The 10,818-nt window shown below is 68.9% G+C and carries 10 protein-coding genes; 7 read left to right on the top strand and 3 right to left on the bottom strand.

The window, feature by feature from the left end:
* The 4 genes from ACRDPS_RS17810 to ACRDPS_RS17825 all read left to right on the top strand — a co-directional run.
* The coding region (locus ACRDPS_RS17810; RefSeq protein WP_431502999.1) for an HAD-IC family P-type ATPase at positions 1–725 on the top strand (725 nt) is incomplete at its 5' end.
* A 2-nt stretch (positions 726–727) separates the two neighbouring features.
* Positions 728–1,339 carry a potassium-transporting ATPase subunit KdpC gene (gene kdpC, locus ACRDPS_RS17815; RefSeq protein WP_431503000.1) on the top strand — a complete coding sequence of 204 codons (612 nt, stop codon included), beginning with the start codon at positions 728–730 and terminating at the stop codon, positions 1,337–1,339.
* An 8-nt stretch (positions 1,340–1,347) separates the two neighbouring features.
* A complete protein-coding gene (locus ACRDPS_RS17820) occupies positions 1,348–3,894 on the top strand; it encodes a DUF4118 domain-containing protein (protein WP_431503001.1) in 2,547 nt (848 codons plus the stop codon).
* 79 nt (positions 3,895–3,973) lie between these two features.
* A complete protein-coding gene (locus ACRDPS_RS17825; RefSeq protein WP_431503002.1) occupies positions 3,974–4,660 on the top strand; it encodes a response regulator in 687 nt (228 codons plus the stop codon).
* A gap of 9 nt (positions 4,661–4,669) precedes the next feature.
* On the opposite strand, the gene ACRDPS_RS17830 is transcribed toward ACRDPS_RS17825, so the two are convergent.
* From ACRDPS_RS17830 to ACRDPS_RS17840, 3 genes are all read right to left on the bottom strand, one after another.
* Positions 4,670–5,335 (bottom strand): potassium channel family protein, encoded by a 666-nt coding sequence (locus tag ACRDPS_RS17830; protein ID WP_431503003.1) that lies wholly within the window; start codon positions 5,333–5,335, stop codon positions 4,670–4,672.
* Positions 5,336–5,342: 7 nt separating this feature from the next.
* On the bottom strand, positions 5,343–6,701 hold the full coding sequence (locus ACRDPS_RS17835; RefSeq protein ID WP_431503008.1) for a TrkH family potassium uptake protein: 1,359 nt from the start codon (positions 6,699–6,701) through the stop codon (positions 5,343–5,345).
* Positions 6,702–6,764: 63 nt separating this feature from the next.
* The gene (locus ACRDPS_RS17840; protein ID WP_431503004.1) at positions 6,765–7,136 is read right to left on the bottom strand and encodes a globin; all 372 of its coding nucleotides are present in this window, start codon (positions 7,134–7,136) and stop codon (positions 6,765–6,767) included.
* A gap of 72 nt (positions 7,137–7,208) precedes the next feature.
* Between ACRDPS_RS17840 and ACRDPS_RS17845 the strand changes: the two genes are divergently transcribed.
* The 3 genes from ACRDPS_RS17845 (at position 7,209) to ACRDPS_RS17855 (ending at position 10,733) form a co-directional block, all read left to right on the top strand.
* Positions 7,209–7,634 carry an OsmC family peroxiredoxin gene (locus ACRDPS_RS17845; protein WP_431503005.1) on the top strand — a complete coding sequence of 142 codons (426 nt, stop codon included), beginning with the start codon at positions 7,209–7,211 and terminating at the stop codon, positions 7,632–7,634.
* A 165-nt stretch (positions 7,635–7,799) separates the two neighbouring features.
* The gene (locus tag ACRDPS_RS17850) at positions 7,800–8,738 is read left to right on the top strand and encodes a hypothetical protein (RefSeq protein ID WP_431503006.1); all 939 of its coding nucleotides are present in this window, start codon (positions 7,800–7,802) and stop codon (positions 8,736–8,738) included.
* A 207-nt stretch (positions 8,739–8,945) separates the two neighbouring features.
* Positions 8,946–10,733 carry a S8 family serine peptidase gene (locus ACRDPS_RS17855; protein WP_431503007.1) on the top strand — a complete coding sequence of 596 codons (1,788 nt, stop codon included), beginning with the start codon at positions 8,946–8,948 and terminating at the stop codon, positions 10,731–10,733.
* Positions 10,734–10,818: the final 85 nt, after the last annotated feature.

Genomic DNA, 10,818 nt, shown 5'->3' on the forward strand with positions numbered 1-10,818 from the left:
TCGTACATCTCAAGGACGTGGTCAAGGCCGGCATCCGCGAGCGGTTCGACGAGCTTCGCGCGATGGGCATCAAGACGGTGATGATCACCGGCGACAACGCGGCTACCGCCGCGGCCATCGCCAAGGAGGCTGGCGTCGACGACTTCCTCGCCGAGGCGACCCCGGAGGACAAGCTCGCGCTGCTCCGGCGCGAGCAGCGTGGCGGGCGGATGGTCGCGATGTGCGGCGACGGCACCAACGACGCGCCCGCGCTCGCGCAGGCCGACGTCGGCGTCGCGATGAACACCGGGACGACCGCGGCCAAGGAGGCCGGCAACATGGTCGACCTCGACTCCGACCCGACCAAGCTGATCGATGTGGTCGAGATCGGCAAGCAGCTGCTGATCACCCGGGGAGCGCTGACCACCTTCTCGGTGGCCAACGACATCGCGAAGTACTTCGCGATCCTGCCGGCGATGTTCGTCGGCGCCTTCCCCGCGCTGGACGTCCTCAACATCATGCGGCTGTCCTCGCCGGAGTCGGCCATCGTCTCCGCGGTGGTCTTCAACGCGCTGATCATCGTCGCGCTGATCCCGCTGGCGCTGCGCGGAGTCGGCTACCGGCCGTCCTCGGCCTCGGCCCTGCTGCGCCGCAACCTGCTGCTCTACGGCGTCGGTGGCCTGATCGTGCCGTTCGTCGGGATCAAGCTGCTCGATCTCGTCATCTCCCTCATCCCAGGACTGTGAACATGTCAGATCTCTTCGCACTGCTACGCCACTCGCTCGCCGGGCTCCGCGTCCTCATCGCCGCGACCCTGCTGTGCGGGATCGTCTATCCGCTCGCCGTCACCGGCGTCGCCCAGGCCGCCTTCGGCTGGCGGGCCGACGGCTCCCTGGTCACCGGGACCGGCGAGCGCACCAACGACCCCGCCGAGGCGGTCGGCTCGGCCCTGATCGGGCAGGGCAACGACGACGAGGGGCTCTTCTACCCGCGTCCCAGCGCGGCCGGCGACGGCTGGGACACGCTGTCCACGTACGGCTCCAACCTCGGCCCGGAGGACCCGGACCTGGTCAAGGCGATCAAGGAGCGCCAGCGCGAGGTCGCCGCGCGCGAAGGCGTCTCGGTCGGCCAGGTTCCCGCCGACGCCGTCACCGCCTCCGCCTCCGGGATCGACCCGGACATCTCACCGGCTTACGCAGCCCTCCAGGTGTCCCGGGTGGCCCGCGCCAACGGGCTCTCGGAGGACACGGTGGCGGCGCTGGTGGCCTCGCACACCGACGGCCGGACCTTCGGGTTCCTCGGTGAGCCGCGGGTCAATGTGCTCGAGCTCAACATCGCGGTGCGCGCGCAGAGAGGTTGAATAGGGACGTGCAGACCACGTCAACGGACGGACGGTCCCCGCTGAAGCGGGGCCGTCTGACCGTCTATCTCGGAGCCGCGCCAGGCGTCGGCAAGACGTACGCCATGCTCGGCGAGGCGCAGCGGCGCCAGGCGAGGGGGACCGACGTGGTGGTCGGGTTCGTCGAGACCCACGACCGCAGCAACACCGCGCGCCAGATCGAGGGACTCGAGGTGATCCCGCGCCGGGAGATCGGCTATCGCGGGGCGACCTTCACCGAGCTCGACGTGGAGGCGGTCATCGCCCGCGCGCCGAAGGTGGTCTGCGTCGACGAGCTAGCGCACACCAACGTGCCCGGCAGCCGGCACACCAAACGGGCCCAGGACGTCGAGCAGATCCGGGCGGCGGGGATCGATGTGATCACCACCGTCAACATCCAGCACCTGGAGTCGCTCAACGACGAGGTCGAGCGGATCACCGGTGTACGCCAGCGGGAGACCGTGCCGGACGAGGTGGTCCGCACCGCCGGCCAGATCCAGCTCGTCGACATGGCCCCCGACGCGCTGAGGCGGCGGATGGCGCACGGCAACATCTACAAGGCCGAGAACATCGACGCGAGCCTGACCTCCTACTTCCGGGTCGGCAACCTGACCGCGTTGCGTGAGCTCGCCCTGCTGTGGCTGGCGGACCGGGTCGATGACGCTCTCGGTGACTACCGTCGCGAGCACCGGATCGAGCATCCGTGGCCGACCAAGGAACGGATCGTGGTCGCGATCACCGGTGGCCCCGAGTCGGAGACCCTGCTGCGGCGAGGCGCCCGGCTGTGCCAACGGGCGAAGGGCTCGGAGCTGCTGGCCGTGCACGTGGTCACCGCCGATGGGCTGGCCAGGCCGGAAGCCGGGTCGCTGGAGCGGATCCAGTCGTTGACGGCGTCACTGGACGGCACCTTCCACAGCGTGATCGGCGAGGACGCGGCAACCGCCGTCGTCGACTTCGCTGCCGGTGCCAACGCCACCATGATCATCGTCGGCGTCTCCCGGCACGGCCGGCTGCGCCGGCTCTTCACCGGCACCACGGGGGACCGGATCGCATCCACCGCGGGGTCGATCGACGTACACCTGGTTCCCCATGACGAGATCGCTCGAGGGTCCAGGGTCCGCGGTGGACTCGGCTCGCCCCTGAGCCGGACCCGGCAGATGCTGGGATGGCTGAGCGCGATCCTGGTGCCCGTAGGCCTGGTCTGGCTGTTGCACAACGACGGCATCGAGGGCGACATCTCCGGCCAGCTTCCGCTCGCCAGCATGCTGCTGCTGGCCGCCACCGTCCTGGTTGCGATGGTCGGCGGACGTTGGCCGGCGGTCGTCGCCGCGATGGCCGGGTTCGCCCACCTGAACTGGTGGTTCACCGCACCGGTGCATCGGTTCACCATCGCCGAGCCGCGCAACCTGGTGACGCTGGTGATCTTCGTGGCGGTCGCCGTCGGCGTCGCGACCGTCGTCGACAATGCCTCGCGGAGGGCGGCCGAGGCACGCCAGGCCAGGGGAGAGGCAGCCACGATGGGCGCGCTGTCCCGCTCCGTGCTCACCGGGCAGGACACTGCCGAGGCGATCGTGCATCAGGTGCGGGAGACCTTCGCCCAGCAGTCGGTGGTCCTGCTGGAGGAGACGCCGCAGGGGTGGGTGCGGCTCGCGGGTGCGGGGGCGGGCTATCCGGCGGAGCCGGACCAGGGCGATGCCCAGGTCGCCGTCGACGACATCCATGTGATCGTGCTGCGTGGCACCCCTCTGCGGGCCCGGGACCGCCGGGTGCTGGAGGCGTTCGCGGTGCAGACCTCGCTGGTGCTGGAGCATCGACGGCTGCGGGACCAGGCCGACCGCGCTCTCGCCCTGGAGCGTGCCGAGCAGACCTCGACGGCGCTGCTTCGCGCGGTCTCCCACGACCTGCGTACGCCGCTGGCCACGATGCGTGCCGCTCTCGACGGACTGCTGGTGGGTCGAGTGCCCGAGGAGGACCGCAAGGAGCTCGTCGAGTCGGCTGCCACCTCCGCGGACCAGCTCGAGGCGCTCATCGACAACCTGCTCGACCTCTCGCGGATCGAGGCGGGGCTGGTACACCCCGCGATGCGGGACGTCAGCCTGGAGGAGTCGCTGCCGATGGCGGTCGCCGGCCTGCCTCGGGGATCTATCGCCTTCGAGGTCGGTGAGGACACCCCGCTCGTACGCACCGACTCGGGTCTGCTGGAGCGCATCGTCGCCAACCTGGTCAGCAACGCCGTCCGGGTCAGCCGCCACGGTCCCGACGCCGGCGAGGCGGTGCGTGTCCTGGCGCACGAGACGCCGGAGACTGTCGAGGTGATGATCGTCGATCGTGGACCGGGGGTGCCCGAGGAGCAGCGGGACCGGATGTTCGAGCCGTTCCAACGTCTCGACGACACCTCGGCCGGCGGACTGGGGCTCGGTCTCGCCGTGGCCAAGGGCCTGAGCGAAGCGCTGGGCATCCGACTCTCGGCCGAGGACACGCCGGGCGGCGGCCTGACCATGGTTGTCGCGGTCCCGCGCGCGAGGAGCGGGCGATGAGCGAGCGTCAGCGAGTGAACGTCGGATCTTTCATCGGGCCGCGTCCGTACGATGGCGCTTGCGCTACGGGGGCGGCCCGATGAGTCGTGTACTCGTCGTGGACGATGAGCCGGCCCTGTTGCGGGCGCTCGCCATCAACCTGCGTGCCGCCGGTTGGGAGGTCGAGACGGCCGCCGACGGCCGCTCGGCGCTCGCCGCCGCGGCGGCGACCCACCCCGATGTCGTCCTGCTCGACCTCGGGCTCCCGGACCTCGACGGCACGGAGGTGATCGAGGGGCTGCGCGGTTGGACCCAGGTGCCGGTGGTCGTGCTCTCCGCGCGCCAGCACGGCGACGACAAGATCGAGGCGCTCGACCTGGGCGCCGACGACTATGTGACCAAGCCGTTCGCGATGAACGAGCTGATGGCCCGGCTCCGCGCCGCCGTACGTCGCTCCCAGGAGTCCGCGCCCCCGGCCGCGACCACGCTTGCGGTCGGTGACCTCGAGATCGACTTCGCTCGCAAGCGGGTGCACAAGGCGGGCGACGACGTACGCCTCACCCCGACCGAGTGGTCCTTCCTGGAGCTGCTCGCGCGCAACGTCGGCCGACTGGTGCCACGCGAGCAGATCCTCAAGGAGGTCTGGGGTCCCGCGTATGCGAAGGAGACCCACTACCTGCGCGTCTACGCCGCCCAGCTGCGCCGCAAGCTCGAGGACGACCCGGCTCACCCGCGCCTCCTGGTCACCACGCCCGGCGTCGGCTACACCCTCGAGCAGGGCCCGTGAGAGCCCGTGTCAGAGCCGCGCGAAGGCCTCGACCTTGTGCTGTGGTCCGGAGACGACGATGTGGTCGTCGGGACGGATGACGGTGTCGGCCGTCGTGTAGGTGAACGTGCCGCCGGCCGGTTTCACCCCGACGACCGTCACGCCATAGGTCTGACGCACGCCGACGCCGGTGAGACTGCGGTTGTGCAGCACGGCCGGCGGCCGGGTCTTGACGAACACGTAGCCGTCGTCGAACTCGATGTAGTCGAGCATCCGGCCCCGCACCAGGTGAGCGACGCGCTGTCCCATGTCGTGCTCGGGGCGGACGACGTTGTCCACCCCGATCTGGGTGAGGATCCTGGCATGCGGTGCGCTGATCGCCTTGGCCCAGACATTGCGTACGCCGAGGTGGACCGCGACGGACGCGGTGAGGATGCTCGCCTCGATGTCGGTGCCGATGCTGACGACCACGGTGCCGAACTCGCCCAGCCCGAGCCCACGCATCGCGTCCTCGCTCGTGGTGTCTGCCTCGACCACGTGGGTGAGCAGACCCGCGTGCTCCTGCACCGTCCGAGGGTTCATGTCGGCGGCGAGCACCTCCTCGCCCTCCTCGACGAGCTCGAGGGCGAGGGCGCTGCCGAACCGGCCGAGGCCGAGCACGGCGACGCCGCCGCGGGTGGTGCCGTTCTTGTTCAACCTTGTCCTAGCCAATGAGGGGCCGTCCTTCCGGGTAGCGGTGCAGGCTCTCGCGGTCGCGGAGCGCCAGTGCGGAGACAAGGGTGATCGGACCGATCCTGCCGACGAACATCATCGCGATGAGGACGATCTGACCGCCCGAGGGAACGTCGTAGGTGAGGTTTGCCGACAGCCCCACCGTGGCGAAGGCCGAGACGGCCTCGAAGAGCACCTGGTGCGTGGGTGCGTCGACCAGGTGCAGCAGCGCGATGGTGCCGGTGACCACGAAACCGACCGAGAGCAGCGCGACCGTGAGCGCCTGACGGATGGCCCGCGGGTCGATGCGCCGGTCGAACGCCTCGACCTCGCGCTGGCCGCGCACCTCGGCGAGGATGACGAAGAAGAGCAGCATGAAGGTGGTGATCTTGAGGCCGCCCGCCGTGCCAGCGGACCCGCCGCCGATGAGCATCAGCACGTCCGCGCCGAGCAGCGTGCCTTCGTGCATCTGCTCGTAGTCGAGGCTGTTGAACCCGGCCGTACGCGTCATGGTGCTCTGGAAGAAGCCGGCCAGCACCTTCCCCGGAGAGCTCAGCGCGCCCAAGGTGTCGGGGTTGTTCCACTCGACCGCCGTGAAGAACAACGAGCCGATGAGCAGCAGGCCGATGGTGCCGGAGACGGTCATCTTCGTGTGCAGGCTCCACATCCGCACCTTCGTACGCTGCAGCAGCTCCAACCACACCGGGAAGCCGAGGCCACCGGCGATCACCGCGACGGCGATGGGCAGACAGATCCAAGGGTCGTCGACGAACCCCATCAGATTGTCCGACCGCAGCGCGAAGCCGGCGTTGTTGAAGGCGGAGATGGCGTGGAAGACACCGTCGTACGCAGCCCGTTCGAGGGTGGAGTCGTAGCCCAGCCAGAACCGCAGCGTCAGCGGGATCGCGATGATCAGCTCGATGACCAGGCTGATCCCGACCACTCCCTTGATGACGCTGCGTACGTCGCCGAGGCCGGAGCTGGTGTGTTCCACGGCGGCGGTGAGCCGGAACCGCAGTCCGAGGCGGCGGAAGACGACCAGCGCCAGCATCGAGGCGAGGGTCATGATCCCGATCCCGCCGACCTGGATCAGCCCGAGGATGGTGACCTCACCGAACGTCGACCAGTAGGTCGGTGTGTCGACCACGACCAGTCCGGTGACGCAGACGGCGCTGGTCGCGGTGAACAACGCGGTCAGGAACGGCGCGTGGCCGGGCTCGGTGCGCGCCACCGGAAGCATCAGGAGCAGCGTGCCGATCAGGATCGTGGCCGCGAACCCGGCCACGACCACCTGTCCGGGATGGCGCAGCAGCGGTCTTGCCCGGCGCTGCCGCGCTGGGGATGAGCTCATCGACACGGGCGTCACTCTAGATGTATGTCACGCGCGGTCGTGACGAGCCGGCCCGCCGGAGGGTCACCCAGGGGTGTTGATCATGAAGTTGGCCGCGTGCTCGGCGTACGCCCAGAACTGTGCGTCCTGCTCAGGGGTCAGGCCGGCGGCGTCGAGACCCTCGCGAAAGTGCTGGAGCCAGTGGTCGCGGGCCTCGATGGTGACCTCGAAGGGGGCGTGGCGCATCCGCAGCCGCGGGTGACCGCGCTCCTCGGAGTAGGTCTTCGGGCCGCCCCAGTATTGCGCCAGGAAGAGCGTCAGCCGCTCCTGCGCCGGGCCCAGGTCCTCCTCGGGATACATCGGCCGCATCAGCTCGTCGGTCGCCACACCTTCGTAGAACTTGGCCACGATCGTGCGGATGGTGTCCATCCCGCCGATCTCCTCATAAAACGTCACACAGCCAGTCTCCCACGCACCCCGTGGCAGGATCGGAGGCGTACGCACTCACACGATCTTTGGGAGATAACGATGGCCACCACCCGCACTGCCACCACTGTCTGGGAGGGCACTCTCTTCGAGGGCGCCGGGAAGGTGACGCTGGACTCCTCCGGCCTCGGGACGTACGACGTCTCCTGGCCGGCCCGCTCGGAGGAGCCGGGCGGCAAGACCAGCCCCGAGGAGCTCATCGCGGCAGCGCACTCGTCCTGCTTCTCGATGGCCTTCTCCAAGGGCCTGGCCGACAACGGCACCCCGGCGACCAGCCTGCAGACCAGCGCTGCGGTCGCGTTCACCCCGGGCACCGGCATCACCGGCATCAAGCTGACCACCCGTGGAGTGGTCGAGGGCCTCGACAACGAGACCTTCGTCAGTCTCGCCGAGGCGGCCAAGGCCGGCTGCCCGGTCAGCCAGGCGCTGACCGGCACAACGATCACGCTCGACGCCGCGCTCGCCTGAGGCTCTCGGAGGTCGAGCTTGTCGAGACCAGCGCCGTCGCGGTCTCGACAAGCTCGACTCCACCGACGTACGTCAGACCGGCCGGCCACACTGCTACATTCCTGATCACCCCCACGACCCTCCGGTGCGTCTCCACACAGGCGTCCCATGGCCAGGAGGAACCTGATGCCCTCACCGCCGAGCACCATCAATGCGGACCTTGCGCGAGCGCTGCGGGTCGGCCCGTTCTCTGACGCACTGGATGCCGCGATCCATGCCCGAGGACTCACCCTCGACCGGATCCGGCACCATCTCGAGGGCCAAGGGATCACGGTGAGCGAGGCGACCCTGAGCTACTGGCGACGCGGTCGCAGCAGGCCGGAGCGTGAGGCATCGATCCGCGCGATCCAGGCTCTCGAGCCGCTACTCGGCGTGCCGACTGCGTCGTTGCTGTCGTTGCTGTCGTTGCTCGGTCCGCGTCGTCCGCGAGGCGTCCGGGCTGACAGCCCGGACCACGAGCTCGAGATCAACCTGACCCAGCCGGTCCATACCTGGTTGCGGGAGCAGTTCGGTCCGAGCGACCGGTCGGACTACGACCTCCACAGCGTGCACGACGTCGTCACCATCCGTGGTGACCGCTCGCACCGGAGCACGCGATCCCGCTTCGTGCTGAGCGCGAAGCGCGATGGGCTGGGGCGGGTCCTCGTCCTGCACGCGGCCGATGACCCTTGGGGATCGCCAACCGAGCTCTTGGACGTGCGCAACTGCACCCCAGGCCAGATGCGGGTCAATGAGCAGACCGGTCTGGTCGTCGTGGAGCTGCTGTTCGACCGGTTCCTCATGGAGGGGGACCACACGGTGATCGAGTACGAGTTCGGCACCCCGCCGGGTCCGGTGGCCGAGGAGTACGGGCGACAGTTCGCTGCAAACGTGGGGCAGTTCTGTCTGCAGATCCAGTTCGCCGGATCGGAGCGGGTGCGTCTTTCGAACTATCGGCGGCGGACAGCCTCAGCCCCAGAGCAGGCCGGGGACACGACCTGGATGGGTTCGGAGCACTCACCGTGCAGGGTCGGGACCGACATGAGGGGCGCCGCAGGCGTGCGTTGGCACTGGATGGATTCTTAAGTTTCGACACTCGAGGGGATCCGGGGTGCACTCATCATTTGAACCGGACCGCTCCTGACCTGCGATTTTGGCCGAGTTGTGTGAAGGTTCCACAGCCATCCAGCTGCGCTGATAACAGAGGTGGATCGCGACCTTTTGTCCCATTGGAACGCCGTTGTCACAGCCCTAGGGTGTGGCGATCTGATCCGCTCGGACAAAGGAGTTCACGTGCGACGTCTCTCCATCGCGCTCTTGGCGCCACTGCTGCTCGCGCTCGGTGCCCCCACCGCGGCGAGTGCCGCACCATCTGCCGCACCACCTGCCGAACCAGCTGGCAAGTACATCGTCCGGCTGACGGCGTCGGCCGGTGACCCGGCGGCGTTCTCGGCTGCGGCAGGCATCGAGAAGCCCAGTCACGTATACCGGACGGCGCTGCGCGGCTTCTCTGCCCCGCTGACATCCGATGAGATCCGCGACCTGCGTGGCGACCGCCGCGTCGTGTCGATCGAACGCGTGCAGAAGGTCAGGATCACCGACCAGAGTACGCCGACCGGAATCGCTCGCAGCTTCGCCAGCACCAACCCCAAGCTGGAGGTGGGCGATGGCGTCGACACCAGGGTCGACGCCGACATCGCCGTGCTCGACACCGGAATCTCTGCGACGCATCCCGACCTCGATGTCGTCGCCCGCACCGACTGCCTCAACAAGACGACCTGCACCGATAACACCGGCGAGGACGGCCACGGCCACGGAAGCCACGTCGCTGGAACCATCGCCGCGCTCGACAACGGGTCCGGCGTCGTCGGCGTCGCTCCGGGCGCTCGCCTGTGGTCGGTACGTGTCCTGGACGACAGTGGCAGCGGCCAGACCGACGGCATCGCCGCCGGCATCGACTGGGTCGCGGCGCACGCGGACGAGATCGAGGGCGCCAACATGAGTCTCGGTTGCGAGTGCAGGAGCCCGGCCATGGACGCAGCGATCACCCGTGCCGTCGACGCCGGCGTCGTCTTCGTCGTGGCGGCCGGCAACGACCACAAGGACGCGGGGGCCTTCAGCCCTGCCAACCACCCTGACGTCGTAACGGTCTCGGCACTCAGTGACTACGACGGCAAGCCGGGAGGCACGGGCAGCCCGGACTCCTGTGCGCAGGGGCCGGACGACACGCTGGCTGACTTCAGCAACTTCGGCCCCCTCGTCGAGGTGGCCGCACCCGGATCCTGCATCTACTCCACCTACAAGGGCACGGGGTACACGACGATGTCGGGCACGTCCATGGCTTCCCCGCACGTCGCGGGTGCGGTCGCGTGGTTGACCAGCAACGGCAACGACCCCAAGACCCGAGCCGACGTGCTGCGTATCCGGGACGCCGTGATCACCTCGGGCAACCAGGACTGGACCGACAACTCCGGGGACCAGTCGAAGGAGCCGCTGCTCGACCTCCACGACGAGGCGGTCTACCCGCCGTCGTCGCCCGACCCGGGCGCTCCCATCGCCCTGGCGACCTCATCCTGCTCCGTAGACAACAACGGCTGCAGCTTCGACGGTTCCGGCTCGACCGATCCGGACGGCACCATCACCAGCTGGACCTGGGACTTCGGTGACGGCACCACCGGCACCGGGACCACGCCCAGTCACACCTACCCGGCCGCGGGCTACTACTCGGTGATCCTCACCGTGGTCGACGACGACGGGAAGCGGGCCAAGACCCGCATCCTGGTCAAGGCCGGCAATCTGCCCCCAAAGGCTGCGATCGGCACCTGGCCCTGCGACGGCCCGGGCGGATGCACCTTCGACGGTTCCGGATCGACGGACCCCGAGGGGCGCCAGCTGAGCTACAGCTGGGATCTCGGTGACGGTACCAGCGCCACCGGAGTCACGGCCGACCACCTGTATCCCGCGAGTGACGCCACCTACACGGTGCGCCTCACCGTGACGGACGACAAGGGCCAGGTCGGCAAGGCCGAGGTGATCCTGGACTGTTCGGAGTTCTTCGGGCAGCCGTGGTGCAACACCTGATCCACAGATCACGGATGGCGGGGCCGGGCACAAGACGTGTCCGGCCCTGCTTGCGGTGGTCGAGCTTGTCGAGACCATCGAGGTC

Origin of the sequence: Nocardioides sp., assembly GCF_050699375.1 — a bacterium.
Taxonomy (GTDB): Bacteria; Actinomycetota; Actinomycetes; order Propionibacteriales; family Nocardioidaceae; genus Nocardioides.

Coding starts and splice junctions, on each gene's coding strand:
- ACRDPS_RS17850 (WP_431503006.1), top strand. CDS start 7,800: ATGCCCTCACCGCCGAGCACCATCAATGCGGACCTTGCGCGAGCGCTG.
- ACRDPS_RS17835 (WP_431503008.1), bottom strand. CDS start 6,701: ATGAGCTCATCCCCAGCGCGGCAGCGCCGGGCAAGACCGCTGCTGCGC.
- ACRDPS_RS17825 (WP_431503002.1), top strand. CDS start 3,974: ATGAGTCGTGTACTCGTCGTGGACGATGAGCCGGCCCTGTTGCGGGCG.
- ACRDPS_RS17845 (WP_431503005.1), top strand. CDS start 7,209: ATGGCCACCACCCGCACTGCCACCACTGTCTGGGAGGGCACTCTCTTC.
- kdpC (WP_431503000.1), top strand. CDS start 728: ATGTCAGATCTCTTCGCACTGCTACGCCACTCGCTCGCCGGGCTCCGC.